The sequence below is a fragment of the Sphingobium sp. genome (assembly GCF_048594625.1).
In the GTDB taxonomy this organism is placed as follows: Bacteria; Pseudomonadota; Alphaproteobacteria; order Sphingomonadales; family Sphingomonadaceae; genus Sphingobium.
This window is the reverse complement of record NZ_JBMDWL010000104.1, coordinates 1-25559: the sequence shown is the minus strand read 5'-3', so window position 1 is coordinate 25559 and position 25559 is coordinate 1. Positions and strand designations below refer to the sequence as shown.

The 25559-nt window shown below is 62.6% G+C and carries 20 protein-coding genes and 5 pseudogenes; 21 read left to right on the top strand and 4 right to left on the bottom strand.

Annotated elements, in window-relative coordinates; all coding sequences use genetic code 11:
- Nucleotides 1-83 precede the first annotated feature (83 nt).
- From ACOJSJ_RS13435 to ACOJSJ_RS13420, 4 genes are all read left to right on the top strand, one after another.
- The gene (locus tag ACOJSJ_RS13435; RefSeq protein ID WP_420145476.1) at nucleotides 84-710 is read left to right on the top strand and encodes a hypothetical protein; all 627 of its coding nucleotides are present in this window, start codon (nucleotides 84-86) and stop codon (nucleotides 708-710) included.
- Nucleotides 661-1263 (top strand): enolase C-terminal domain-like protein, encoded by a 603-nt coding sequence (locus tag ACOJSJ_RS13430; protein ID WP_420145475.1) that lies wholly within the window; start codon nucleotides 661-663, stop codon nucleotides 1261-1263. Before ACOJSJ_RS13435 ends, ACOJSJ_RS13430 begins: the two co-directional genes overlap by 50 nt.
- Nucleotides 1264-1268: 5 nt before the next feature.
- Nucleotides 1269-2135, top strand: coding sequence for an NAD(P)-dependent oxidoreductase (locus tag ACOJSJ_RS13425; protein WP_420145474.1), 867 nt, complete (start codon nucleotides 1269-1271; stop codon nucleotides 2133-2135).
- Nucleotides 2136-2220: 85 nt separating this feature from the next.
- The gene (locus ACOJSJ_RS13420) at nucleotides 2221-3771 is read left to right on the top strand and encodes an alpha-N-arabinofuranosidase (RefSeq protein WP_420145479.1); all 1551 of its coding nucleotides are present in this window, start codon (nucleotides 2221-2223) and stop codon (nucleotides 3769-3771) included.
- Between the two features lie 103 nt (nucleotides 3772-3874).
- Here ACOJSJ_RS13420 and ACOJSJ_RS13415 read toward each other — a convergent pair whose 3' ends face one another.
- Nucleotides 3875-4234, bottom strand: coding sequence for a PilZ domain-containing protein (locus tag ACOJSJ_RS13415; RefSeq protein ID WP_420145473.1), 360 nt, complete (start codon nucleotides 4232-4234; stop codon nucleotides 3875-3877).
- A gap of 231 nt (nucleotides 4235-4465) precedes the next feature.
- Here ACOJSJ_RS13415 and ACOJSJ_RS13410 point away from each other — a divergent pair, with 231 nt between their 5' ends.
- The 8 genes and pseudogenes from ACOJSJ_RS13410 to ACOJSJ_RS13375 all read left to right on the top strand — a co-directional run bounded on the left by ACOJSJ_RS13410 (nucleotide 4466) and on the right by ACOJSJ_RS13375 (nucleotide 13095).
- Nucleotides 4466-6709, top strand: coding sequence for an acyl-CoA dehydrogenase (locus ACOJSJ_RS13410; protein ID WP_420145472.1), 2244 nt, complete (start codon nucleotides 4466-4468; stop codon nucleotides 6707-6709).
- Between the two features lie 143 nt (nucleotides 6710-6852).
- Nucleotides 6853-7605: a peroxide stress protein YaaA gene (yaaA, locus tag ACOJSJ_RS13405; protein WP_420145471.1), complete on the top strand. Its 753-nt coding sequence runs from the start codon at nucleotides 6853-6855 to the stop codon at nucleotides 7603-7605.
- A 159-nt stretch (nucleotides 7606-7764) separates the two neighbouring features.
- A pseudogene (locus ACOJSJ_RS13400) lies at nucleotides 7765-8638 on the top strand (MFS transporter); the annotation flags it as partial.
- Nucleotides 8639-8680: 42 nt separating this feature from the next.
- The gene (locus tag ACOJSJ_RS13395) at nucleotides 8681-9133 is read left to right on the top strand and encodes a hypothetical protein (RefSeq protein WP_420145470.1); all 453 of its coding nucleotides are present in this window, start codon (nucleotides 8681-8683) and stop codon (nucleotides 9131-9133) included.
- 29 nt (nucleotides 9134-9162) lie between these two features.
- Nucleotides 9163-9414: pseudogene (locus tag ACOJSJ_RS13390) on the top strand (glycoside hydrolase family 88 protein); the annotation flags it as partial.
- On the top strand, nucleotides 9357-9746 hold the full coding sequence (locus ACOJSJ_RS13385; protein ID WP_420145478.1) for a glycoside hydrolase family 88 protein: 390 nt from the start codon (nucleotides 9357-9359) through the stop codon (nucleotides 9744-9746). The pseudogene ACOJSJ_RS13390 and the gene ACOJSJ_RS13385, both read left to right, overlap by 58 nt.
- Nucleotides 9707-9891: pseudogene (locus ACOJSJ_RS13380) on the top strand (5-deoxy-glucuronate isomerase); the annotation flags it as partial. The gene ACOJSJ_RS13385 and the pseudogene ACOJSJ_RS13380, both read left to right, overlap by 40 nt.
- A gap of 9 nt (nucleotides 9892-9900) precedes the next feature.
- Nucleotides 9901-13095, top strand: a complete 3195-nt coding sequence (locus ACOJSJ_RS13375) for a glycoside hydrolase family 2 TIM barrel-domain containing protein (RefSeq protein ID WP_420145469.1) — start codon at nucleotides 9901-9903, stop codon at nucleotides 13093-13095.
- Between the two features lie 197 nt (nucleotides 13096-13292).
- Here ACOJSJ_RS13375 and ACOJSJ_RS13370 read toward each other — a convergent pair whose 3' ends face one another.
- Together ACOJSJ_RS13370 and ACOJSJ_RS13365 are read right to left on the bottom strand one after the other, a co-directional pair.
- Nucleotides 13293-13907 carry a TonB-dependent receptor domain-containing protein gene (locus ACOJSJ_RS13370; protein ID WP_420145468.1) on the bottom strand — a complete coding sequence of 205 codons (615 nt, stop codon included), beginning with the start codon at nucleotides 13905-13907 and terminating at the stop codon, nucleotides 13293-13295.
- Between the two features lie 221 nt (nucleotides 13908-14128).
- Nucleotides 14129-14494 carry an L-rhamnose mutarotase gene (locus tag ACOJSJ_RS13365; RefSeq protein ID WP_420145477.1) on the bottom strand — a complete coding sequence of 122 codons (366 nt, stop codon included), beginning with the start codon at nucleotides 14492-14494 and terminating at the stop codon, nucleotides 14129-14131.
- A gap of 80 nt (nucleotides 14495-14574) precedes the next feature.
- Here ACOJSJ_RS13365 and ACOJSJ_RS13360 point away from each other — a divergent pair, with 80 nt between their 5' ends.
- The 9 genes and pseudogenes from ACOJSJ_RS13360 (at nucleotide 14575) to ACOJSJ_RS13320 (ending at nucleotide 25199) form a co-directional block, all read left to right on the top strand.
- Nucleotides 14575-15753, top strand: a complete 1179-nt coding sequence (locus ACOJSJ_RS13360) for an aldose 1-epimerase family protein (protein ID WP_420145467.1) — start codon at nucleotides 14575-14577, stop codon at nucleotides 15751-15753.
- Nucleotides 15750-16496: an SDR family NAD(P)-dependent oxidoreductase gene (locus ACOJSJ_RS13355; RefSeq protein WP_420145466.1), complete on the top strand. Its 747-nt coding sequence runs from the start codon at nucleotides 15750-15752 to the stop codon at nucleotides 16494-16496. Before ACOJSJ_RS13360 ends, ACOJSJ_RS13355 begins: the two co-directional genes overlap by 4 nt.
- 11 nt (nucleotides 16497-16507) lie before the next feature.
- A complete protein-coding gene (locus tag ACOJSJ_RS13350) occupies nucleotides 16508-17713 on the top strand; it encodes a CaiB/BaiF CoA transferase family protein (protein ID WP_420145465.1) in 1206 nt (401 codons plus the stop codon).
- The gene (locus ACOJSJ_RS13345; protein ID WP_420145464.1) at nucleotides 17710-18480 is read left to right on the top strand and encodes an enoyl-CoA hydratase/isomerase family protein; all 771 of its coding nucleotides are present in this window, start codon (nucleotides 17710-17712) and stop codon (nucleotides 18478-18480) included. The genes ACOJSJ_RS13350 and ACOJSJ_RS13345 overlap by 4 nt, the downstream gene beginning before the upstream one ends.
- Before the next feature lie 105 nt (nucleotides 18481-18585).
- Nucleotides 18586-19545 (top strand): 2-hydroxyacid dehydrogenase, encoded by a 960-nt coding sequence (locus tag ACOJSJ_RS13340; RefSeq protein WP_420145463.1) that lies wholly within the window; start codon nucleotides 18586-18588, stop codon nucleotides 19543-19545.
- Nucleotides 19529-20326 carry a kinase gene (locus ACOJSJ_RS13335; protein ID WP_420145462.1) on the top strand — a complete coding sequence of 266 codons (798 nt, stop codon included), beginning with the start codon at nucleotides 19529-19531 and terminating at the stop codon, nucleotides 20324-20326. Before ACOJSJ_RS13340 ends, ACOJSJ_RS13335 begins: the two co-directional genes overlap by 17 nt.
- Before the next feature lie 77 nt (nucleotides 20327-20403).
- Nucleotides 20404-21444 (top strand): annotated as a pseudogene (locus ACOJSJ_RS13330) (L-lactate dehydrogenase); the annotation flags it as partial.
- A gap of 60 nt (nucleotides 21445-21504) precedes the next feature.
- Nucleotides 21505-23142: a rhamnogalacturonidase gene (locus ACOJSJ_RS13325; protein WP_420145461.1), complete on the top strand. Its 1638-nt coding sequence runs from the start codon at nucleotides 21505-21507 to the stop codon at nucleotides 23140-23142.
- Nucleotides 23142-25199, top strand: coding sequence for a glycoside hydrolase family 2 TIM barrel-domain containing protein (locus ACOJSJ_RS13320; RefSeq protein ID WP_420145460.1), 2058 nt, complete (start codon nucleotides 23142-23144; stop codon nucleotides 25197-25199). Before ACOJSJ_RS13325 ends, ACOJSJ_RS13320 begins: the two co-directional genes overlap by 1 nt.
- Nucleotides 25200-25324: 125 nt before the next feature.
- On the opposite strand, the pseudogene ACOJSJ_RS13315 reads toward ACOJSJ_RS13320, so the two are convergent.
- Nucleotides 25325-25559: pseudogene (locus tag ACOJSJ_RS13315) on the bottom strand (right-handed parallel beta-helix repeat-containing protein); the annotation flags it as partial.

The window sequence follows — 25559 nt, the reverse complement described above, 5'->3', positions numbered from 1 at the left end:
TTGCTCCACCTCATCGCCTTCGCGCTGATCTGCCTTTGCGTTCCGCGCATTTCCCAACTCATCTTCTCTCGAAAGGCCCTCCCTTGAAAATTACCGAAGTCCGCACCCGCGTCGTCCAGTGGGAAGGTGAAACCGCACCCCTGCCGCCGCATTTCTGCACCAATCCCATGGATCTGGTGTCGCCCATGCTGTCGCCCGAAACCATGGGAACCTTCACCTTCCATGGCTGGCTGATCGTGGAAATCTTCACCGATCAGGGGCTGGTCGGCATCGGCAACGCCGCGCTCGCGCCCCTCGTCACCAAACAGATGATCGATCAGTATCTCGCCCCCCTGCTGATCGGTCAGAACCCGTGGGACAGCGAGTTCCTGTGGCAGCACATGTACCGCAAGACCATGGCCTTCGGGCGCAAGGGCGTGGCGCTGGTCGCCATCTCCGCGATCGACATCGCCATCTGGGACTTGATGGGCAAGGCCGCGAAACAGCCCGTCTTCCGCCTGCTGGGTGGCCGGACCAAGGCGAAGATCCCGGTCTATGCCAGCCGCCTCTATTCGATTCCCTTGGACGAACTGGCGCAGGAAGCCGCCGCTTACAAGGCGCAGGGTTACAAGGCCATGAAGCTGCGTTTTTGGCTGGGGGCCGATCGACGGAGCAGAGGGGATGGCGCGCAATGTCGAACTGATCCGTACCGTGCGCGAAACGGTGGGTGACGAAATCGACATCATGGCCGACGCCTATATGGGCTGGAGCCTCGATTACGCCAAACGCATGATGCGCCTGATCGAACCGTTCAACCTGCGCTGGCTGGAAGAAGCGATCATCCCCGACGACATTAACGGCTATCATGAGCTGCGCCGATTCGGCACCACGCCCATTGCGGCGGGCGAGCATGAATTTACCAGCTATGGCTTCCGCCAGATGATAGAGGCGAAATCGCTCGATTATTTCCAGTTCGACACCAACCGCGTCGGCGGCATCACCGCCGCCCGCAAAATTCAGGCGCTGGCCGAAGCCTATTCGATCCCCGTCGTCCCCCATGCCGGGCAGATGCACAATTACCATGTCGTCATGGCCAGCCTGAACAGCCCCATCGCCGAATATTTCCCAATGGTCGATGTGGAGGTCGGCAACGAACTCTTCTGGTATATTTTCAAGGGTGAGCCGCGGGCGGTGGACGGCCACATCGATCTGGACGACAATCTGCCCGGTCTTGGCCTCGAAATCGATGAGGCCGCTCTCTCTCGCTTCAAGGTGATCGGATGACAGGCATGAAAATCGCGGTTCTGGGCCTCGGCCTCATGGGTTCGGGCATGGCGCGCCGGTTGCTGGCGGCCGGTTTCGATGTGGCGGTCTGGAACCGCAGCGCGGACAAGGCGACACCGCTGGGTGAAGCGGGTGCGCGGGTCGCCGCCACCCCCGCGCAGGCGGCGGACGGTGCCGCCATCGTGGTGGCCATGTTGGCCGACGACGATGTGTCCCGCGCGGTCTGGACCGGCCCGGACGGCGCGCTGGACGCGATGGCGCCGGGGGCGATCGCGATCGAATCCAGCACGCTGACCGGCCCATGGATCACCGAACTGGCGGCGCACGCGGCAAGGCGCAGCGTCCGGTTCCTTGAAGCCCCTGTCACCGGCAGTCGTGATCAGGCGGCCGCAGGCGCGCTGCGCTTTCTGGTCGGTGGCGACGCGGCGACGCTGGCCGACGCGCGCCCCGCCTTCGATGCGATGGGGAACGCCATCGTCCATCTCGGCCCGGTTGGCAGCGGCGCGACGATGAAGCTCGCCAACAACTTCCTGTGCGGGGTTCAGGCCGCCAGCCTCGCCGAAGCCATCACCCTGCTGGAAAAAAGCGGGCTGGACATGGAACAGGCAATGTCCGTCCTGGCCGATGGCGCGCCGGGCAGCCCGATGGTGAAGGGCGTGGGGCGCCGGATGCTGGATCGCGATTATCGGCCGCATTTCGTCGTTCCGTTGATGGCGAAGGATCTGGGCTATGCCGCGCGTGCGCTGGCGGACGCGGGCATTACCTCAGCCATCGCGGCCGCGGCGCGCGCCCGCTACATCGAGGCGGATGAAGCGGGAGAAAGCCTGCATGACATCTCCGCCATCGTGGAGCCGCTCAGAAAAGCAAAATAAATCAATATATTAAATAATATCAAAGGGATGGGATGAGATGAAAAAGCGCGTGCAACTGTCCATTTCGTTGTTCGCGACGACGCTCATGTCGCCGCTGTCCCCGGCTCTGGCGCAGGGTAGCACGCCAATCCCAGCTCCAACCCCCGTCGCTGTCGCGACCCTGACCGCCAGCGCGACGCTCCATGCCGACAAACCCGGCGCTACCATCGATCGTCGCATCTTCAGCCAGTTCGCCGAACATCTGGGCTATGGCATTTATGGCGGCCTGTGGGTCGGACCGGGGTCCAAAATCCCCAATACACAGGGTTATCGCAATGATGTGGTCGCCGCGCTGAAGGCTCTGGCGGTGCCGCTGGTGCGCTGGCCCGGCGGCTGTTTCGCCGACGAATATCACTGGCGCGAAGGGATCGGCCCCCGCAACCAGCGCCCGACCAAGATCAACACCCATTGGGGCGGCGTCACCGAACCGAACAGCTTTGGCACCCACGAATTTATGGACTTTGCCGAACTGATCGGCGCGGAAGCCTATGTGTCGGGCAATGTCGGCAATGGCACACCGGCGGAAATGGCCGAATGGGTGGAATATATGACCGCACCAGCCGGGACGCTGGCGGACGAACGGGCAAAGAACGGGCGGAAGCAGCCGTGGAAGCTGCCCATGTTCGGCATCGGCAACGAACTATGGGGCTGCGGCGGCAATATGCGCGCCGAATATGCCGCCGACGTCACCCGCCGCTACGCCACCTTCGTAAAGTCACCACGCGGCACCAAAATCCTCAAGATCGCGAGCGGCGCCAACAGCCGCGACTATGACTGGACCGACGTGATGATGCGCGTCGCGGGCAAGTCCATCGACGGCATCGGACTGCACTATTACACCCATCCCACGCGCGGAAAGGTGAAGGGATCGGCCACAGACTTTACCGAAACCGACTATGCCCGCACCCTTGCCAGCACGATGGTGATGGAAGAGCTGCTGGAAAAACACGGCGCGATCATGGACAAATATGACCCGGAAAAACGGGTCAATCTGGCGGTCGACGAATGGGGCATCTGGACCGATGTCGAACCCGGCACCAATCCCGGCTTCCTCTATCAGCAGAACAGCATGCGTGACGCGATCATCGCCGCGCTCAACATCAACCTTTTCGCCCGCCATGCCGATCGGGTGCGGATGACCAACATCGCCCAGATGATCAACGTTCTTCAGGCCATGATCCTGACGAAGGACGATCAGATGATCCTGACCCCGACCTATCATGTGTTCGAAATGTACAAGCCATTTCAGGACGCGACCTTCCTGCCGCTGGATCTGACATCGCCCTGGTATAACAAGGACCAATGGACCGTTCCGGCGGTCAGCGCGACGGCGGCGCGGGACAAGGCGGGGCAGGTGCATGTCGCGCTGACCAATACCGATCCCAATCGGTCGGTCAGCGTGAAGGCAAAGCTGGAAGGCATCGCCGTTTCCACCGCAGAAGGACGCATCCTGACCGCGCCGGGCGTACAGTCTCACAATGATTTTGGGTCGCCCGATGTCGTGAAACCCGTTGCATTCAATGGCGCCATCGTCTCTCCAGATGGCCTGACCGTGCTATTGCCGCCACATAGCGTCGTGATGCTCAATCTGCGTTAGACCGCCGTCAGATTGGCGACATCGCCATGCCCATGTGGTTATTGATCATATGGGCATGGCCAGATGCCCCGCCTAAGCCCGGTGCAGCCAGTCGCGTTGACCTTCATGCATAGAGCGGATTGATCTGTTGAACCGTACCGACCATTGCCTGCTCGTCATGGATGGGCCGGATCGAATGTTCGCGGATAAAGGCCTCCGGATCGATCCCATGCTCCAGCAGAACGCCGCATTTCTCTCCCTCTGCCCAGATGATCGACGCACAGATTTCGACATGATCGACGACGATCGTCACTGCTGTTCCCGCGGGCGGAAAGACAAATCCTTCGAGCTGCGCGCCATAAATCGACATATTTCTGATGGTGCCGAATTCATACAGCCCGGCCCAGTGCACCGTGCATGGCACATTGGCATCTTCGCGACGGTTCTGGCGACGCTCAGGCGCGTGGACGATTGCTGACGGCATGATTTCAATCCTGTCGTCCCCATGTGCAGACTGACAGAAGGAGGGATCGTCCGCAAGCCCATATGGGTTCTGACTAGGGCGAATGGTCGGTGCGGCTGGTCGATCATGCGCGCGTCCCATTCGGCCTCGTCCGAAATGCGGGCACAGTCCGGTTCCGTCGGCAACCATCGCAATCTGCGGATCATGCGGGGCGCTTTTGCGTTCTTCCGGCATATGAAAAGGACCGAGAAGATGCTTGCTACCGCCCGCCGCCAACTCCTGACCCGCCCGATCTTTTCCTTCGTCGAAGCTGCGCTGCCACCCCTTTCCGCTACGGAGAGCGAAGCGATCGATGCCGGGAACAGCTGGTGGGATGCCGCGCTCTTTACCGGCAACCCGAACTGGGAAGAATTGCTGGCCGTGCCGCCTGCAAAGCTGACAGCGCAGGAGCAGGCTTTCATGGATGGTCCGGTCGAAACGCTGTGCGCGATGATCGACGACTGGCGCATGACTTGGGAAACGCACGATCTGTCGCAGGAAACATGGGATTATCTGAAGCGGGAGAAATTCTTCGGCATCATCATCCCCAGGGAATATGGCGGGCTTGGCTTCTCTAACTTCGCGCATAGCGAAATTGTGAGGAAGATCGCGACGCGGTCCGTATCCGCGGCCGTAACCGCAATGGTGCCCAATTCCCTCGGGCCGGGCGAACTGATCCTGCGCTTTGGTACGAAGGCGCAACAGGAACACTGGCTGCCTCGACTGGCCGACGGGCGGGAGATACCGGCATTCGGCCTCACCAGTCCGGAGGCTGGCTCTGATGCCGCTGCGATGACGGACGAAGGCATCGTCTGCAAGGGGCTGTGGCAGGGTGAGGAGGTCGTCGGCATTCGCCTCAACTGGCGCAAACGCTACATCACCCTTGGCCCGGTCGCGACGATATTGGGCCTTGCCTTCAAACTGCGCGATCCCGACCATCTGCTGGGCGAGCAGCAGGACATCGGCATCACCGTCGCGCTGGTGCCGACTGATCTGCCCGGTGTGTCGATCGGGCGCAGGCATATCCCGTCGATGCAGAGTTTCCAGAACGGCCCCAATGAAGGCCATGATGTTTTCATTCCTTTGGAAAATATCATCGGCGGCCCGGACCGGGCCGGGCAGGGGTGGAAAATGTTGATGAGCGCGCTGGCGGCGGGCCGTGGCATTTCGCTGCCCTCGCTGTCCGCTGCGGCGGGGGCCTTTTGCGCGCATACGACCGGCGCCTATGCGCGCGTGCGGTCGCAATTCAACCTGCCGATCGGCAGGTTCGAGGGGATACAGGAACGGATCGCACGCATCGCGGCCAACGCCTATCTGCTGGACGGCGCGCGTCGCCTGACCTGCGCCGGACTGGATCAGGGCAATCATCCCGCCGTCATTTCTTCCATCCTGAAACTGCACGCGACCGAAAGGATGCGGATCGTCATCAACGATGCGATGGACGTGCATGGCGGCAAGGCGGTGATTGATGGGCCGAACAATTATCTGGGCAATCATTATCGCGCAATCCCTGTCGGCATCACCGTGGAGGGCGCGAATATCCTGACCCGCAGCCTGATGGTGTTCGGTCAGGGGGCGATCCGGTCGCACCCCTATCTGCTGAAGGAAATCCGGGCGGTGGGTGAGGGGAATCGCGGACAGGCGCTGACCGCATTTGACGATGTGCTGTGGAAACATGTCGGCCATGCGCTCAAGACCGCGATGCGCGCCTTTGCCCGCAGCTGGAGCGGCGGTATGTTCGCCCCCGCACCCAAAGCTGGCCGCGCGACCCGCTATTACCGCCAGATGAGCCGCTATGCCGCGGCCTTCGCCTTCATATCCGACATCGCTTTCCTGACGCTCGGCGGCGAACTCAAGCGACGCGAAATGTTGTCGGCTCGCCTGGGGGACATATTGTCCGAACTTTATCTGCTGTCCGGCGCGCTCAAGCGTTGGGAGGATGAAGGGCGGCAGGTAGACGACCTGCCCCTGCTCGCCTGGTGCATGGATAGCGGCTTTGCGACCATGGAGCAGCGCTTTGTGGAGATTATCGAAAACTTCCCCACGCGGCCTGTGGGGTGGATGCTGCGACTCTTCATTCTGCCCTTTGGCCGTCGTCGCCATGGCCCGTCGGACCGCACGATCCGCCAGTGCGCCCAGATCATATTGGAACCATGCGCGGCGCGCGAACGATTGATCGACAATGTCTTCATCGGCGGCCCGGAAGAGCCGGTCGCGCGCCTGACCGAGGCTTTCAGGCTGATGGTCGATACTCAGCCAATCCATGATCGCCTGCGTCAGGCGCGGGTGAAGGATCGGGCGAAGGCGCACGAAAGCGGCCTGATAACGGATGATGAACTGGCGCAATTGCAGGCGGCCGACGAAGCCGTCGCCGATGTCGTGGCGGTCGACGATTTCGCGCCCGGCGATCTGGCCCGCGTGCCGACGGCTGAAGCCATGGCGCAAGCCGCCGAGTGACGAATATGCCTTGCATGTGCGGGTGACGACGATGGTCTTCACCCGGATATGCGGCCCCTGTCGGCCACGCACATAGGGATGCTCAGCGCGCGTGCGACTTCCCTGTTTGACGCCCGGACGGCGCGCGGCTACCGCCCCGGTCCATGATCGTTCTGCTGTCTCCCGCCAAGACGCTCGATTTCGAGCGCGCATTGCCGCCCCTCGCCGTCACTACCCCTCATTTTGTCGAGGAAGCGCACGGCCTTGCGAAATCGGCGGCCAACCTGTCGCAAAAGCGCCTGTCGGAGCTGATGCATATATCGCCGCGCCTGGCGAAGCTGAACGCAGACCGGTTTCGGACATTTGCCGACCTGCCCGAACGGCAGGCGCTCTTTGCCTTTGCAGGCGATGTCTATACCGGTTTCGAGGTCGACACGCTGGATGAAGCGGGCATTGCCTTTGCGCAGGATCATGTGCGCATGTTGTCGGGTCTATACGGCCTGCTGCGCCCGCTGGATGCCATCCGCCCCTATCGGCTGGAGATGGGCACCCGCTGGGCGCCGCGTCACAAGAAGCTGACCGACTGGTGGGGCGATCGCATCGCCGCGCATCTGCGCGCGCAGGCGGCGGATGAGGGATCGGGCGTGATCCTCAATCTGGCCAGCCAGGAATATTTCGCGGCGGTCGAAAACAGGCTGGATGGACTGCGCGTGATCCATGTCGATTTTCGCGAACCGGGGCCGAATGGTCCGCGTTTCGTCAGCTTCAACGCCAAAAAGGCGCGCGGCATGATGGCGCGCTGGATGTGCGAACATCATATCGCCGACGTGGAAGCGATGCAGGGCTTTGACAGCGATGGATACCGGTTCGATCCAAGCGAAAGCGACGACAGCCACTGGCGCTTCGCCCGGTCATAACCGTTTCGCGAGCAAGCATCTTGCGTCAGATCTGACGCAAGATGCTTGCTCCAATTATCTGTTATTACATCTTTATTTGCGCAAAACCGGTCCCCGCCTTCGCGCGCCATGCTCTAATTGCTGATATAATAATCTTTTGGAAAATCCGCGCCACCATAGGCCTTTGCCATCGGCCTGTTCAATGCGGGCGCCAATGTCGGTGCGATCGCCACGCCGCTGATCATTCCCGTAATCACCATCGCCTATGGCTGGCGCGCGGCGTTCATCGTCACGGGGCTTGCCAGTCTGGTCTGGGACGTCGCCTGGCTGGCAATTTACCGCCGTCCCGAAGACATAAGCGGGTGGACGCCCATGAACTGGCCTATATCCGTAGCGACCCGGCGCAACCGGCGGGGCATATACCATGGGCGCGCCTGTTCACGGTGCGGCAGACATGGGCCTATGCCGTGCCGAAATTCTGCATCGACCGATCTGGTGGATGTTCCTGTTCTGGCTGCCCGACTTTCTGGGCAAGCGCTATGGTCTCGACCTTAAGAGCTTTGGCCCGCCGCTGGTCGTCATATACCTGATGTCCGATTTCGGCAGCGTGGCAGGTGGATGGGCGTCGTCGCGGCTGATCGGACGCGGGTAGGGTGTCAATGCCGCGCGCAAGATTACGTTGCCCGGCTGTGCGCTGGCGGTGTTGCCGGTGGTGACCGTGCAGTCGATCGACAATCTGTGGGTCGCGGTATTGCTGATCGGATTGGCGACGGCGGGGCATCAGGCCTTTTCCGCCAATATCCTGACATTGCCGTCCGATCTGTTCCCGCGCGCGGCGGTGGGGTCGGTCGTGGGCATCGGTGGCACGGCGGGCGCCATCGGCGGCATGTTGATTGCCAAGTTCGTCGGCTATGTGCTGGATCTGACGGGCAGCTATGCCCTCATCTTTGCCTTGGCGGGCGGCGCGTATCTGGTGGCGCTGGCGGCGCTGCACATCATCAGTCCCCGGCTGCATCCGGCGGAAATTCCAACGGCAGGAGAGATTGCGTCGTGACTTATCGCCCCCCCCTTTGCGGTTTTTGCTCCTGTGGCGCTGATGTGCGCGGCGGCCTTGTCCCCCGTGCAGGCGGCGGACAAGGCGCAACCGCAGATCGCCGCGACGGTGAAGCTGGCCGACTGGCAACTCGCGCGGCTCGATGACCTGTCGCATATCCCGACCGCGACGGACGAAACGCGCAAGACGCGGGGATGGGAACAGGCGGTATTTTGGGTCGGAATGACCGCGCTGGCCGATGCAGGTGCGCCGCCACGTATCAAACAGGCCATCATGGCGATGGGTGACCGCGACGGGTGGCGGCCCGGTGACAATCTTTATTTCGCGGACGATCAGGCGATTGCGCAGGCCTATCTGTGGGCGGCTAAGAACGGCGCGGGGCCGGGGCCGTCGGGCCGACAAAGGCGGCATTCGATACAGCGGTGGACAAGCCCGCCGTCACCACGCTGGCCTTCGCCATTCCGCCGCAGGGCTATGGCGCGACCGAATGCCTGAAGCGGTGGTGCTGGTGCGATGCGCTGTTCATGGCGCCGCCCGCTTTTGCGCAACTGACGCAGCAGACGGGGGACCGCAAATATCTGGACTTCGCCCTGAAGGAATTCTGGGCGACGACCGACTTCCTGTTCGATCCGGCGGAGCATCTTTATTATCGCGACAGCCGGTTCTTCGATCGCCGCGACGACAGGCAGCGCAAGATGTTCTGGAGCAGTGGCAATGGGTGGGTGTTCGGCGGCATCGCCCGCACGTTGCCGCTGATCGATGCGGGCAGTCCGGATCGCGCACGGATGGAGGCGCTGTTCAAAGAGATGGCGGTTCGGGTGAAGGCGTTGCAAAAGCCGACGGTTATTCGGCGCCATCGCTGCTGGCACCCGAAAACGCGCCGCCGGAAACCAGTGGCACGGCCTTCTATACCGATGGCCTTGCATGGGGGATCAACAACGGTCTGCTGTCGCGGACGGAATATGAGCCGACCGTGCGCAAAGGCTGGGCCGCGCTGCAAAAGGCGATCCAGCCCGACGGGCGATTGGGCTGGGTACAGAAAGTGGGTGACAGCCCCGATCAGGTGGCCACTATATGGGCAAGGAGAACGCATTGCGGCATATGGTGATGGAAATGAGGATGTCGTCATCTCTCCGCCATGGTCGGTGCATATGGGCGCGGGCACGCGCAACTATAGCTTCATCTGGGCCATGGCCGGCGAAAATCTGGATTATGAGGATATGGACGTCCTCGACATCTGTCAGTTGAAATAGGGGACGGGCATGGCGGTACGATATTGGGCACTGGCGGCGGCCAGCGGGCTGGCGCTGGCCGGAAGCGCGCTCGCGCAGGCCGTGCCACCGCAGGTTCAGCCGGTGCAGGTCGGTCCGACACGGCCGGAATGGGAAAATCCAACGATCCACGCCATCGGCAAACTGCCCGCGCGGGCCACCGGATTTCCGTTTGAAAGCCGGGCGAAGGCGCTGGCCGGGCATCGCACCCAATCCGACCGTTTCCTGTCGCTGAACGGGGAATGGAAATTCAGCTTCTCCCCCAATGCCGACCAGTTGCCGACCGGTTTCGAAAAGCCCGATTATGATCTGTCGGGATGGAAATCGATCAAGGTGCCTGCGGACTGGCAGGCGGAAGGATATGATCAGGCCCGCTACAATAATATCACCTATCCCTTCCCCGCCAACCGGCCGCTGATCCCCCATGCGACCAATCCGGTCGGCAGCTATCGCCGCGACATCGATCTGCCTGCCGGATGGCAGGGGCGCGATGTGATCCTGCATATCGGGGCGGCGGGTGCGGCCTATCATGTGTGGGTCAACGGGCAGAAGGTCGGTTATTCGGAAGACAGCAAACTGCCGTCCGAATTTGACGTGACGTCGCATCTCAAGGCCGGGCATAACAGCATCGCTATTCAGGTTTTCCGCTGGTCGGACGGCTCCTATCTGGAGGATCAGGATTTCTGGCGTGTGTCGGGGATCGAACGCGAAGTGTTCCTGATGGCCGCGCCGAAAACGCGGATGCGCGATTTCTTCGTTCATGCCGGGCTGGACGAAACATTCACCAACGGCAGGCTGTCAGTCGATGTCGTGGTGACGCCGGGGGCGGCAACCAGCGCGCGCTATGTGCTGATGGATGGGAACCGCACCGTGCTGGAGGGGCGGCAGGCGGTCGCGGCGGGACAGGCGGAACGATCCGCCACGCTAGAGGGCGAGGTTCCGGGCGTGAAGCCATGGACGGCGGAAACGCCCAACCTCTATATGCTGCTGGTTGAGCTTTACGATGCGAAGGGCGCGATCATCCAATCGACCTATGCGCGGATCGGCTTTCGTGATGTGGCGATGCGCAATGGCCTCGTCAGCGTTAATGGCAGGCCGATCACCATTCGCGGCGTCAACCGGCACGAACATGATCCCGAAACTTTCCATGTCGTGTCGCTGGAATCGATGGAACACGACATCCAGTTGATGAAGCGCAATAATGTGAACGCCATCCGCACGTCGCATTATCCCAATGATCCACGGCTCTACGACCTTGCCGACCGCTATGGCCTTTATGTCATGGACGAGGCGAATATAGAGAGCCACGCCTATATGGACTATGCCAACAAGCATCCCGAACAGCGGGGCGCATTGCAGTTGGGGTTCGACCCGGCGTGGAAGGACGCGCATGTCAGCCGCGTGACCAACATGGTGGAGCGGGACAAGAATCATCCCTCGATCATCTTCTGGTCGCTGGGTAATGAAGCAGGGATCGGTCCCAATTTCGCGGCAGCGGCGGCGGCGGCCAGGGCGCGCGATCCGGGGCGGCTGATCAGCTATCTGGGGTGGGGCACATGGGACGGTGTCAGTGACCATCGCCCCAACGACTATGCCGACATCTACGCGCCCATGTATGATCCGGTCGAAAAAATGATCGACTATGCGACCAACTGGAATTTCAGACAGCCGATGATCCAGTGCGAATATGCCCACCAACAGGGCAATTCGGGTGGCAATCTGAAGGATTATTGGGACGCGATCTATGCCCATCCGCACAAGTTGCAGGGCGGCTTCATCTGGGACTGGGTCGACCAGTCCATGTATCGTTATATGAAGGATGGCACGCGCTATTGGGGCGATGGCGGCGAATATGGGCCGAACCCCGGTGGCGACATCGAATTTGGCGACGGGCTGCTGCAATCGGATCGCACGCCCAACCCGGCTCTCTATGAACTGCGCAAGGTCTATGCGCCGGTGCAGTTCGATGGCTTCGACGCTGCGACGGGCCAGGTGACGGTACGCAATCGGCATGATTTCATCGATCTGTCGGTCTATCGTTTCGACTGGGTGGTGCAGGAAAATGGCGTGGCGGTGGCGCAGGGCAGCCTGCCGACGCCGCAGGTAGCCGCTCATGGGGCGGGCACGCTGGGGGTGCCGGTCGCTACGGTAAGGCGGCGCAGTGATGCGGAATATTTCGTGACCGTCAATGCCCGCGATGCGCAGGGACAGGTGATCGGGTGGGAACAGTTTGCTCTGGGCGGCGCGGGTGCACCGGTAGCGACGACCATGGGGCAGGTCACGGTGTCGGCAAAGGGCGACGCCGTAGTGCTGGCCGCGGCGGGCGCGACGCTGACCATCGACAGGCACAGCGGCCTTATCCGATCCTACATGAAGGATGGTCGGTTGCTGGCATCGGGCGGGACGCCGCATTTCTGGCGCGCGGTCACCGACAATGACATCGGCATCGGCACGGTAAAGCAGATGGCGGCGTGGAAGGGCATGAGCGATGCGCGCAAGGTCGCATCCGTGAAGCTCGACGGACAGGCGGTCGTGGTCGACTATCTGCTGGGAGATGGAGCGGCGCGCTTTACCGTGCGCTATGCCATGGCCGGCGACGGGTCGGCGGTGGTGAAAAGCGACTTCAACCCGCTGAAACAGGATCTGCCGCCGCCATTTCGCGTGGGCATGATGTTCGACCTGCCGACCGCAACGGACATGGTCGAGTGGTATGGGCGCGGCCCGCATGAAAGCTATGTCGATCGGAAGACATCGGCGCCCATCGGCCTGTGGCGGGGTAAGCTGGCGGCGCAGAATCACGACTATATCCGACCGCAGGAAACGGGGAACAAGGTCGATGTGCGGTGGATGGAATTGTCCGGCGGCGGTCATGGGTTGCGGGTGCAGGGCGACGGGCCGCTGATGATGAATGCCTTGGCCTTTCCCTATGCGGATCTTGACCGCCACGCGCCGGGCACATGGAAGTCGAGCGACATCCGTCCGCATGATCATGGCACGTTGCTGGTCGATGCGGCGCAATGGGGCGTGGGCGGCGATACGTCGTGGAGCGAGTTTGGCAAACCCATGGCCGCCTATCGCACCAGCATAGCGCCGGTCAGTTTCACGTTCCGCCTCACACCCTTTGCGGGCATGGGGACGACGCCGGACAAGGCCGGCATCGCAATGGGATCGGAAGCGACGGACTGACCGGCGGTGGGGCATAAGCGAAAGATGCGCGTCGCGACAGGCCTTTGGGGGACCGGATTTGAGTGAGCATTGCATTCGCCCTGCAAATGGGCGCTGGCGGTCCCGACGAAAACCGATCGCTTCCGGCCAGTGCGGGGCGGGCATTGCGCCGATCTGCGCGGAACATCCGCCGCCCGTCCCCCTTGGCCTTCGGTCCTTTACAATGTGCCATGCGGGGTGAGTTTGACGACGCGGGGTTCGCCGTAGCGGGCGCTGCCAAGATAGAGGCCCGAATAATAGATTTTGTCGAAGACATTTTCGACATGCACCGCCAGCGAAAAATGGTCGGTGAAGCGATAACTGGCCAGCAGGTCGACGACCGTCAGACTGCCCTGGCTATAGGTTTCGCCGTTCGGCCCTTCCCCGTCGGCCGTAGTCCTGCCCTGCCACTCGACATTGCCGCCGATCGTCAGCGCGCTGAACCTACCGGGCAGCGTATAGGCGCTGAACATCGTGAAACTGTTCTTGGCGACCTGCGGCATCTGGCGAATGCCATCGCGATCTTCCGCACGGGCGTTGGCAGAACCGCCGGCAACGCGCCACCGGGGCAGGATTTCGCCTTTCACTTCCAGTTCGAAGCCCGATGACTTCATGCCGGACACAGCATGATAGGCGGAACTGCCATCGGGGGCGAAGATGCCGGGGCCGTCGGCCAGAGCATAATTATCCTGCTGTATCTTGAACACCGCTGTCGTGGCGCTGGAGCGGTTGGACTGAAAGCCGACGATCTGCGCCATGACTTCGGAAATGTCGGTCAGCCCCTGTTCCTGCATGCGCAGGCTGTCGAGGCTGGTGATCGACTGGGGCGTTTCGCGCGTGGTCAGGTTAAGACCGTCGGTGTCATGCTGGCCAGTAACGCCGATCGAATCGGGCGTCGGCGCCTCCGCGTCTGCCTGACAATCATCTCATCCATCTGGGTTCGTACCAGGCAGGGTGGAGAGCGGATCAGGACATCCGTCCCGACACGATGCTGATCCGTCGCTGGAAGAATAATTTACGTGATATCATTTGGCTGTGCCGCCAGCGAGTAAACACGTTCCATTTCGACCCATGTGCTGTCCGGTGCGAAGGGCAGCGGACGCTGGAATGTGCGCATCAGCGCATCCCATGCCTGCACGTCGGGATTTGCGGCATCGCGCGCGGCCTTGGTCGCCGGGTCGATGGCAAGAGTGCTGTCTTGCTCCATGATCATGAACATCCGGTCGCCCACCAACCAGATTTGCAAGTCAACGACGCCATCGGCGCGGATGGCGTCATTCACGGCCTCAGGCGGTCCACCCGGTTCATGCCATCGACGATAACGCGCGATCATCTCCGCATCGTCGAGTAGGTCGACCGCAAAACAGCGCCTGACAATCATACCCAACATCGCTCTCCCGGTTGACGCGCTGGCTTGCTCTATATATTCATAATATGTCTTACAAGATGGAGAGGCTGACCATGGCCCGTCTATATGGCGATGAGCTGTCGAAAAGACAGGTCGCCGAACGCAGTGGCGCCCTGTCGCAATTTGCGGGCGTACGCCTGATGACCCTTGGCGACGGCGTCGAACGCGGCGTGCGCATGCTGCAATTTCGTACCGGGTCCGGCCTCAGCTTCGCCGTGCTGGTGGACCGGGCGATGGATATTTCCGAATGCGACCATGCCGGGCGTGCGGTCGGCTGGCACAGCCCATCCGGCTTCCGTCATCCGGGCCTGCATGATTATGAGGGCGAAGGCGGCCTTGGCTGGTTCCGATCCATGTCGGGCCTCAACATCACCTGCGGTCTTGACCATATATTGTTCATGCATGACGACCCGGCCGGTCATTATCATTATGGCCCTCGCCGCGCCATATCGTCGTCGCTCCACGGCCGGATCGGCACCATTCCGGCGCAGCTGACCGGCTATGGCGAGATATGGGACGGCGATCATTGCACTTTCTGGGCGGAAGGGATCGTGCGGCAATCCACCGTCTTTGGGGAGGATCTGCACCTGATGCGCCGGATAGAAGCCGATCTGGGCGGTAACGACATCCGCCTGACCGATCGGGTCGTGAATCACGGTTTCTACCGCACGCCGCACATGTTCTGTTACCATATCAATGTCGGGCACCCGGTCGTGGCGGAAGGGGCGCGTTATGTCGCGCCGGTCCGCGATGTGCTGTGGGCCGCCCATGCCGACGATTATCGTGCGCAGGGCGTGGGGTATCGCACGCTGCCAGCGCCCATCGTGAATTTCCATGAACAGGTGTGGCAGCATGACATGGCCCCCGATGCTGACGGCCGGGTGGAAGTCGCCATCGTCAACGAACGGATCGGCTTCGGCTTTTCGGTCGTCACCCGCAAGGATCAGTTTCCCGCCATATTCGAATGGCAGAATCTGCATGCGGGCCATTATGCCGTGGGGATCGAGCCATCGACCAACCATGTGCCGGGCAAGGACTTTGCCCGCGAACGCGGCGAACTGATCGAACTCGAACACGGGGAGGAGCGGCGCTACGACACGGTGCTGCGCGTCCTGCCGGATACCGCCGCCGTGGCCGCTGCGGTGACGCGGATAGAAGGGGTGCAGCGTCAGCCGGACGAGGATTATCCCGCTCCGTCAGGCCATTTCCCATCCATCGGATCGCGGGCATGAAGGGGCGCACGATACTCTATACCGGCGCCGCGGGGGGGCTGGGGCTGGATACCACGCTGCTGCTTCTGGAACGCGGCGCGACCGTGATCGCGGTGGACAATGATCCGGCAAAGGCGGCGCGCCTTGCCGACGCGGCGAGCGCCATCCGGGCGGGCCGCCTGATCCAGTCGCATGCCGACCTGTCCGATCTTGACGGGTTCCGCGCCACGCTCGACGCGCTGATCGCCGATCATGGCGGTTTCGATGTCGTCATCAACAACGCCGCCATCTATCCGTCGAAACCCTTCGACCAGTTTTCGGTCGAGGATCATCAACGGGTCCAGCGCGTCAATGTCGATGCAGGCATCGTCGCGGTGCAGGCCGCATTGCCGGGCATGCGTGCGCGGGGGTTCGGGCGGATCATCAACATATCCAGCATCACCATATCGGGCGGCTGGGCGAACCTGTCCCCCTATGTCGCGTCGAAGGCTGCGCTGGTAGGCCTGACCCGCGCCTGGGCGCGGGAATTTGGTCCCGACGGCATCACGGTCAACGCGATCGCGCCGGGCGCCTTTCCCACGGATGCGGAGAAAATTCATCCCGATCCGGCGGGATATAACCAGATGGTTCTGGATGCCCAGTCGGTCAAGCGGCGCGGCACCGCCGCCGACATCGCCCATGCCATCGCCTTTTTCACCGCTGACGAAGCGGGCTTCATCACCGGCCAGACGCTGCATGTGAATGGCGGCTGGGTCATGGCCTGAAGGACCAAGATATGACGATATTGAAGGATATACGCGTACTCGACTGCTCGATCGCCATGGCCGGTCCCTTCGCTGCGCAGCGGCTGGGCGACATGGGCGCCGACGTCATAAAGGTCGAACCGACCGGCGGCGAATGGCAACGCCACGCATCGGCGGGCGGCGCGACGGGGAACAGCGTCAATGTCTCCTTCCTCTCGCTCAACCGCAACAAACGCTCGCTCGCCATCGATCTGAAGGCGCCGGAGGGCAAGGCGGTGCTGATCGATATGGTGAAGGATGCCGACATCTTCCTGCAAAATTACCGCCCCGGCGTCGCGGAACGGCTGGGTGTCGATTATGCGACCCTGTCGGCGATCAATCCGCGCCTCATCTACATCTCCATGTCGGGCTATGGGGAGGATGGACCCTATCGCCTTTATCCGGGGCAGGATCTGCTGCTTCAGGGCATGTCCGGCGCGATGCTGTCTGCGGGCGCGGAAGGCACGCCGCCATTGCCCGCGGGGCAATATCTGGTCGATGCCGTCACCGCCTATACCGCGTTCGAAGGGGCGCTGGCTGCCCTGTTTCATCGCGAACGGACGGGGGAGGGGCAATTGGTGCAGGTCAATATGCTGGACGCCATCACCACCATACAGATGCAGGAACTGTCGGTCTTCACCGTCGGCGGCAAACCGCAGGCGCGATCGCAGCAGCCCCATGCACACAGCTATATCCGCGCGCCCTATGGCGTGTTTGCCACGGCCGACGGTTATATGACCCTCGCCATGGCGTCGCTCAGGACTTTGGGCCGGGTGCTGGACGACCCCTTCTTCGCCGACCTCGATGAAGAAAAGGATGGCTGGACCCGGCGCGACGCCATCTTCGCGCAGGTGAAGGCCCATCTGGCGACGCGGAGCACGGATCATTGGCTGGAAACATTCCGGGGTGCCGACATATGGTGCGGCCCCGTCTATGGTTATGCCGATCTGGTCGACGATCCGCAAATCAGGCACAACGGCACCTTCATCGAATATGACCATGCGACCGAAGGTAGGGTGAAGACGCCGGGTTTCCCGATCCGCTTTTCCCGCACCCCTTCCACCGTCACGCGCGGCGCGCCATTGGTGGGCGAACATAGCCGCGAAATCCTGACCGAAACGGGCCGTGGCGAAGCGGACATTGCGCGCCTGATCGCATCCGGCGTCGTGCGCCAGCATGGGGAAGGCGCGGGTTCATGACCGATCAGCTGCATTTCGCCATAGCAGACCGCATCGCCACGATCACGCTGAACCGTCCGGAAAAGCTGAACGCGATGACGCCTGCCATGGCCGCCGCACTGGTGGAGGCGGTCGGCGAATGCAACCAGTCCGATGCCGTGCGCGTGCTGATCGTCACCGGCGCAGGGGACAGGGCCTTTTCCGCCGGGTCGGACATATCGACGCTGGACGCCTATACGACGCCATGGGATTTCCGCAATCGGCAGGATTATTGCGACGCCCTGCGCGCCTGTCGCAAGCCGGTGATTGCGGCGATCAACGGCTATGCGCTGGGCGGGGGACTGGAAACCGCGATGGCGTGCGACATTCGCATCGCGTCGCAAAATGCACGCTTCGCGGCACCGGAAATCAAGCTGGGCTGGATTGGCGGCGGCGGCATGGCGGTGGGCCTTGCCCATTCTGTCGGCATGTCGAACGCGGCGCTGATGCTCTATACCGGCGACATGATCGATGCCGATCGCGCGCTCGCCTGGGGGCTGGTCAGCGAAGTCGCGGCGCCCGACCAGTTGATGGCGCGGGCACGGGCCATCGCGACGACCATCGCCGAACGCGCGCCGATCGCCGCCGAAACCGCCAAGCTCAACCTGCGCGCCGCGCATCAGATGCCCTATGACAAGGCGATCGAATATGAGCGCGACCTTCAGGCGATCTGCTTTGGCACCGCCGACGCGGCGGAAGGGCGCGCCGCCTTTGCCGAACGACGCCCACCTGATTTCAAACGGCGCTGAACAAAATCAATCCCTTGCGATGGCGGCGCCGCGCCCGCATCATGACGCGATCGCTGTAACCGACCGGGAGGATTCGACCATGCCATTGACAGGGCAAGCGATCCCATGAGCATGCGTGCCCGCATATTGTTGACGCGCCGCTGGCCCGATGTGGTGGAACAGCGGCTGGCCGCGACCTATGACGTGACCCTGAACCATGACAACCGGCCGATGGATGCCGCCGCGCTGATACAGGCGATGCGCGATCATGACGCGCTCTGCCCCACCGTGACCGATCGCATCACCGCAGACATCCTGCTGGCGCCGGATCGCCATGTTCGGATCATCGCCAATTATGGCGCGGGTTTCGAACATATCGACCTTGCCGCCGCGCAGCAGGCGGGCCTGCCCGTCACCAACACGCCGGACGTGCTGACGGAAGCGACCGCCGACATCGCGATGACGCTGATGCTGATGGCCATGCGCCGCGCGGGGGAGGGTGAACGGGAATTGCGTGCTGGCGACTGGAGCGGATGGCGGCCGACCCATCTGGTGGGTCAATCGCTGGACGGCAAGCTGCTGGGGCTGGTCGGATTTGGCCGCATCGCCCGCGCCGTGGCGAAACGGGCGCAGGCATTCGGCATGCGCATCGCCTATCACAGCCGCCGCCCGGCGGACGACATGCCTGCCGATGCCTATTATCCCGATCTTGGCATCTTGGCCGAAAAGGCGGATATAGTGTCACTCCATGCACCGGGCGGGGCGGAAACCCGTCATATGGTCGATGCTGCGCTCCTGGCGCGCATGCCCGCGCATGCCGTGCTGGTGAATACCGGCCGTGGATCGCTGATCGACGAAGCCGCACTGGCGCAGGCGCTGAAGGAACGTCGCATCGCGGCCGCCGGGCTGGACGTTTACGAGGCGGAACCACGGGTGCATGAAGGCCTGATCCACCTGCCCAATGCGGTGTTGCTGCCGCATCTGGGCAGCGCCACGATGGAAGCGCGCACCGCCATGGGGATGAAGGTCGCCGATAATCTCGACCGTTTCTTTGCTGGCGAACCGCTGCTTGACCCGGTCGCTTGAACGGGTTGCGGCGGCGACGCGCGACTGGCTGAATGCGGCGGACGGGCCGTTGATCCTGGGCCTGTGCGGGGCGCAGGGGTCCGGCAAATCGACGCTGGCCGCCGGGCTGCACCAGATGCTGTCGCAGGAAGGGCGGCGGGTGGCGATCCTGTCGCTGGACGATCTGTATCTGGGCAGGCAGGACCGGGCGCAGCTGGCGGAACGGGTCCATCCTCTTTTCCGCACCCGCGGCGTGCCGGGCACCCATGATGTGGCGCGGGGCATTGCGATCATGGATGCGGTGAAGCGCGGCGACCCGACGATATTTCCCCGGTTCGACAAGGGACAGGACGATCCTCTGCCACAGGGTGATCCCATCGCCGCCCCGCTCGACCTGCTGATTTTCGAAGGATGGTGCGTCGGCGCGGCGCCGCAGCCGGCCGCCGATCTGGCGATGCCGGTCAATGCATTGGAGCGGGACGAAGATCCGCATGCGATCTGGCGCGGCCATGTCAACGATCAGCTGTCTGGTCCCTATGCCGACCTTCATGCCCGGATCGATCGCCTGCTATTGCTGGCGGCGCCGGATTTCTCCGTCGTGCGCACATGGCGCGGCGAACAGGAAGATGCGCTGCGTGCGCAACGCGGCGACAGCGCCGTGCGTGCGATGGACGCGCCGCAGCTCGACCGTTTCGTGGAGCATTATGAGCGGCTGACCCGCCATATCCTGATCGAGATGCCGGGCCGCGCTAACCTTGTCCTGCCGCTCGGTCCGGATCGCCAGTTAAGGGCCATGTCGTGATCATTCCCCCCCTCGACTTTCATGAAGCGGCGCGGCGCCGACTGCCGCGCTTTCGGTTCCATTAAGTCGATGGCGGCGCGTTCGGGGAGGAGACGATGGCCGCCAATCGCGTCGATCTCGCCGACATCCGCCTGCGCCAGCGGGTGCCGCGCGATATATCCTTGCTCAGGCTGGACACCGTCCTGTTCGATGAGAAATGGCGATGCCTCTACTGCTCGCGCCCATCGGCCTTGATGCGCCGGCGCGGGGAATTGCAGGTGGCCCGCGCCGCGGCAAAGGCCGGCATTCCCTATGTCCTGTCCACCGTCAGCGTCTGTTCCATCACCGATGTGGTGGACCATGTCGGACACCCGATCTGGTTTCAGCTCTATGTGCTCAAGGATCGCGGGTTCATGCGGCATGCGCTGGACCGGGCGCAGGCGATGGGCGTGACGAAACTGGTCTCCACCGTCGACATGCCCCCGCCCGGTGCGCGCTATCGCGATGCCCATTCGGGGATGAATGGTCCCATTGCTTCTCTGCGGCGGATGCTACAGGCCGTCGGTCATCCCTGCTGGGCATGGGATGTCGGGCTGATGGGCCGTCCCCATGACCTTGGCAATGTGTCCGCCTATCGCGGCGAGCCCACCGACCTTGCCGACTATATCGGCTGGCTGGGCGCCAATTTCGATCCGTTCATCACATGGTCCGACCTCGAATGGATACGCCACGCGTGGAAGGGGGAAATGATCGTAAAAGGGATACTCGATCCCGACGATGCTCGCGACGCCGTGCGTTTCGGTGCGGGCTGCATCGTTGTGTCCAACCATGGTGGGCGACAGCTGGGCGGCGCATTGTCGACGGGGCGGGCCTTGCCCGCCATTGCCGATGCGGTGGGCGACGACCTGACCGTGCTGGTCGATGGCGGCATTTGCACCGGGCTGGACGTCGTGCGGATGCTGGCGCTGGGCGCGCGGGGCACGCTGCTAGCTAGGCCGCGCCTGTATCTACGCGCGGGCGACAGGGGGGACACGGGCGTCACTCAATTGCTGAACCTGATCGCACAGGGCATGACAGTGTCGATGGCGCTCAGCTGTGTCAAAAATATCAGCGAAGTAGACAGTCGCATTCTGGTTTAAACGCTTGGCTTGACCCCCTCTGTATGTAATACATCATACAAGATAAAAGGGGATGGTGGCATGAGCGCTATTATCGAACGCGCGACTTTCAGCAGACGGGCGGTGGGTCTTGGCCTGGGCGCGGCCTTCGCCATGGCGGCCGCGCCGGTGCGGGCGACGGGATCGCTCACCGGTTTCCATGATGTGCGCGCCTATGGCGCGAAGGGGGACGGGGTTGTCATCGATTCCCCCGCCTTCAACCGCGCCATCGACGCGGCGAGCAAGGCTGGCGGCGGCACAGTCATCGTGCCCCCCGGCCATTATCTCTGCTTTTCGATCCGTCTGAAAAGCCACATCACGCTGCTCCTGATGCCCGGCAGCCTGATAGAAGCGGCCGATCCGCGCAAGCATAAGGGCCGCTACGACTTGCCCGAAGGCGTGTATGAAGAACAGTTTGTCGATTATGGCGTCGCCCATTTCCACAATGCGCTTATCTATGGCGACGAAGTCACGGACATTGCGATCGTGGGGCGTGGGCTGATCCACGGGCTGGGGCTTGACCGGGAAGGACCGCCGCCGCGCTGGCACGGCATCGAAGGATGGAAATCGCCGCAGGAACTTGGCCTGTCCGCCGATGCCGCGCGCCGCGCCATACCACAGGAAATGGAATATGAAGGGCGGGGTAACAAGGCCATTGCCCTGCGCCGATGCCGCAACGTGCTGCTGCGCGATTTCACCATTTTGCAGGGCGGTCATTTCGCCTGCTATGTTCTGGGATCGACCAACGTCACCATCGATAATCTGACGGTCGATACCGACCGCGACGGCATAGACATCGACTGTTGCCGCGACGTGCGCATCACCAGTTGCGTCGTCAACGCGCACAAGGATGACGCCATCGTCCTCAAAAGCAGCTACGCCCTGCAGGAACCGGTTTTTTGCGAAGATGTCAGCATCATCGGCTGCAAGACCAGCGGCTATGATCTGGGCACGCTGATCGATGGTCAATATCGGCCCTCCACCTATCGGTCGACCGACAATGTCGGCGTGCTGGGCCGGATCAAACTGGGCACCGATTCCGCCACGGGGTTCCGCAATGTTCTGATTTCCGGCTGCACCTGCGAAAATACGCGGGGGTTGCAACTGGGCGTGATCGACGGCGGCCTGCTGGAGGATGTAACGTTCAGCGACATCAACCTGCGCAACATCGTCAACCATCCGATTTTCGTGCGGCTGGCGGCGCGCAACCGCGCCCCGCGGGGCAATGGCCCATCGCGCGTGCGGCGCGTACGCTTTTCCGACATCAATGTGTCGGGTGCCTCCGGCCCCTATGCCTGCGGCATTGTTGGCAATCCGGGCGCCCCGATCGAGGATGTCAGCTTTTCGAACGTCCATGTCCGGTCGGCCGGTGGCGGCAGTCAGGCGGACGCCACCCGCGCCATCCCCGAACGGCCCAAAAGCAGCCTGGAACCCAGCTTCATGGGCGCGTTCCCGGCCCATGGCCTTTACGTCCGTCACGCCCGCAACATCAGCCTGCGCGACGTCAGTTTCGATGTGGATCGGGCCGATGCCCGTCCCGCCATCTTTCTGGACGATGTACAGGGCGCGGCGGTGGATGGCTTGCGATCCCGCCAAGGCCGCGATGCCGCGATCCGATCGACCGCCAGCAGCGGCATCCAGATCGGCGATGTCCAGACATTGATGTTGAAGGAAGATTGATGCGTCACGCTTTTGCGCTCGCCCTGCTGTTGCCCGGCATCGCGCATGCCGCAACCCAACTGCCGCTCGCCACCGGTTGGCGCTTCATCAGGGCGGACGCCGCCGGCGCGGAAACGCCAACCTTCGATGACAGCCGCTGGCAGCACGTCAGCGTGCCGCACACCTATAACGCCGCAGATTCGGGCATAGGCGGGGCAAAGGCGCGCGGCGAACCCGAAGGCTTCTATTATCGCGGCCCGGCCTGGTATCGCCTCGACATCGACCACAAACCGGAAGCGGGCAAACGCTATATCCTGCATTTCGGCGGCGCCACGCTCAAGGCTGACATCTGGCTGAACGGACAGCGCCTCGGTGCGCATCAGGGCGGCTATGGCGCATTCCGGCTGGATGCGACCGATATGCTGAAACCGGGGCGCAATCTGCTGGCGGTGCGGGTCGATAATGCCCGCGATACCCACATTGCGCCGCTCAATGGCGACTTCAACATCTTCGGCGGTCTTTATCGTAACGTGTCGCTGATCGTGACTGACGGTCTGGCGATCGACCGGCTCGACCATGCCGGTCCGGGCGTGCAGGCGCGCACCGTGGCGCTGGCGCCGCGCCGTGCGACCATCGACCTGTCGGTGGCGGTTCGCAATGATCGCCCCACACCAGCGCGCTTCACCATCGCCAGCCGGATCGAGGACGCGTCGGGCAAGGTGGTTGCCCGCGCCATGTCTTCCGCCTCGCTTGCGCCCGGCACGCGCGAAGCGACGAACCAGAGCGTCGCCCTTGCCAACCCGCATCTTTGGGAAGGGCGCAAATCACCCTATCTCTATCATGCCGTGACCGATGTGATGGAAGGCGGCAAGGTCGTCGACACGCAACGCGTGCCGCTGGGCGTACGGACCATCGCGGTCAAACCCGACGGCAGCGTGCTGCTGAACGGCGCGCCCTATCGCCTCTACGGCGTCAATCTTCAGCACCCCACGCGCTTTGGTCGCGGTCCCATCGTCACCGAAGCGGAAATCGACGAGGATCTGGCCATCATCCACGATATGGGCGCGACCGCCATCCGCCTTGCCCATATGCAGCATCCGCAGCGCGTCTATGAACGGGCCGACGAAATCGGCCTGATGCTGCTGACCGAAGTGCCGCTGATCGACGATCATGATCCGTCGGATGCCTTCCGCGAAAATCTGGTCGAACAGATGCGCGAACTGATTGCGCAGACGGGCAATCATCCGTCGGTCGCATTGTGGGGCATCGGCAATGAAATCCGCAAATCGGACGCCGCCTCCAACCGCATCCTTGCCGAATTGCAGGCCACCGCCAAGGCGCTGGATCCCACCCGGCCGACCACCTATGCCCATTGCTGTCTGGAAGACAGCGATCCCATCGCCCAGCATAGCGATACCGTATCCTATAACCGCTATTTCGGCTGGTACTGGACCAAATCGGAAGACATCGGACCCTGGGCGGATGAACTCCACACCAAATTACCCGGTCGCCCCATCGGCGTCAGCGAATATGGCGCGGGCGCCAGCATCCTGCATCAGGAAGATCCGGTGGTGAAGCGTCCGGAATCCAACGGTTACTGGCATCCCGAACAATATCAGACCGATTTCCACATCAAACACTGGCGCGAAATGAAGAAGCGGCCCTTCCTCTGGTCGACCTTCATCTGGGTCGGGATCGACTTCCCGTCCTTCAAGCGGAACGAAGGCGATCGCCCGGCCATCAATGACAAGGGCATCGTGACGGAGGATCGCAAGGTCCGTAAAGACGCCTATTATTGGTATCAGGCCAACTGGTCCGACGTGCCGATGCTGCATATCGCCAGCCGCCGCGATGTGGCCAAGCGTACGCAGCAGGTAAAGGTGCAGGTCTTTTCCAACCAGCCCAGCGTCGAACTGCGCCTGAACGACGGCGCATGGACCCGCGTTCCGGTGGACGATCATATCGCCAGTTGGACGGTCGATCTTGCCAAGGGCGCCAATCGGGTGGATGCGCGGGCGCAGGCGGGCGGCAGGATGCTGACCGATACGGTCAACTGGACCTGGGCGACGCAGCCCTGATCGGACACCGGTAGGCCGCTCCAACTGCCGGCAATGATGCGCTCACCCCAAAAAAATGGCCGCTCGAAGGGATCGGGCGGCCAGTAGGGGGGAAGGGGTAGGGCCGCCGATCCGCCCGAACCGGTTCAGCGCAGGGGTCGCACCCCGGCCTCATCGATCACCTTTTGCGCATCGGCGGGCCAGTCGCGATTGGGCAGCAATATATTGTCGCGTGCGACATTGCCGATTTCCGCCAGCCATCGGCCGCCCGTGCTGTTTGAAATATGCCAGTTGCCGGTCGCGACATTGTCAGTGGAAATGCGCCGCCGGTACATCTTGCCCGCCGTGTTGATGGTCAGCCATTTGCCCCGCGTTTCGACG

Coding starts and splice junctions, on each gene's coding strand:
- ACOJSJ_RS13430 (WP_420145475.1), top strand. CDS start 661: ATGGCGCGCAATGTCGAACTGATCCGTACCGTGCGCGAAACGGTGGGT.
- ACOJSJ_RS13425 (WP_420145474.1), top strand. CDS start 1,269: ATGAAAATCGCGGTTCTGGGCCTCGGCCTCATGGGTTCGGGCATGGCG.
- ACOJSJ_RS13420 (WP_420145479.1), top strand. CDS start 2,221: ATGTCGCCGCTGTCCCCGGCTCTGGCGCAGGGTAGCACGCCAATCCCA.
- ACOJSJ_RS13415 (WP_420145473.1), bottom strand. CDS start 4,234: ATGCCGTCAGCAATCGTCCACGCGCCTGAGCGTCGCCAGAACCGTCGC.
- ACOJSJ_RS13410 (WP_420145472.1), top strand. CDS start 4,466: ATGCTTGCTACCGCCCGCCGCCAACTCCTGACCCGCCCGATCTTTTCC.
- yaaA (WP_420145471.1), top strand. CDS start 6,853: ATGATCGTTCTGCTGTCTCCCGCCAAGACGCTCGATTTCGAGCGCGCA.
- ACOJSJ_RS13395 (WP_420145470.1), top strand. CDS start 8,681: ATGTGCGCGGCGGCCTTGTCCCCCGTGCAGGCGGCGGACAAGGCGCAA.
- ACOJSJ_RS13375 (WP_420145469.1), top strand. CDS start 9,901: ATGGCGGTACGATATTGGGCACTGGCGGCGGCCAGCGGGCTGGCGCTG.
- ACOJSJ_RS13370 (WP_420145468.1), bottom strand. CDS start 13,907: ATGCAGGAACAGGGGCTGACCGACATTTCCGAAGTCATGGCGCAGATC.
- ACOJSJ_RS13365 (WP_420145477.1), bottom strand. CDS start 14,494: ATGATTGTCAGGCGCTGTTTTGCGGTCGACCTACTCGACGATGCGGAG.
- ACOJSJ_RS13360 (WP_420145467.1), top strand. CDS start 14,575: ATGGCCCGTCTATATGGCGATGAGCTGTCGAAAAGACAGGTCGCCGAA.
- ACOJSJ_RS13355 (WP_420145466.1), top strand. CDS start 15,750: ATGAAGGGGCGCACGATACTCTATACCGGCGCCGCGGGGGGGCTGGGG.
- ACOJSJ_RS13350 (WP_420145465.1), top strand. CDS start 16,508: ATGACGATATTGAAGGATATACGCGTACTCGACTGCTCGATCGCCATG.
- ACOJSJ_RS13345 (WP_420145464.1), top strand. CDS start 17,710: ATGACCGATCAGCTGCATTTCGCCATAGCAGACCGCATCGCCACGATC.
- ACOJSJ_RS13340 (WP_420145463.1), top strand. CDS start 18,586: ATGAGCATGCGTGCCCGCATATTGTTGACGCGCCGCTGGCCCGATGTG.
- ACOJSJ_RS13325 (WP_420145461.1), top strand. CDS start 21,505: ATGAGCGCTATTATCGAACGCGCGACTTTCAGCAGACGGGCGGTGGGT.
- ACOJSJ_RS13320 (WP_420145460.1), top strand. CDS start 23,142: ATGCGTCACGCTTTTGCGCTCGCCCTGCTGTTGCCCGGCATCGCGCAT.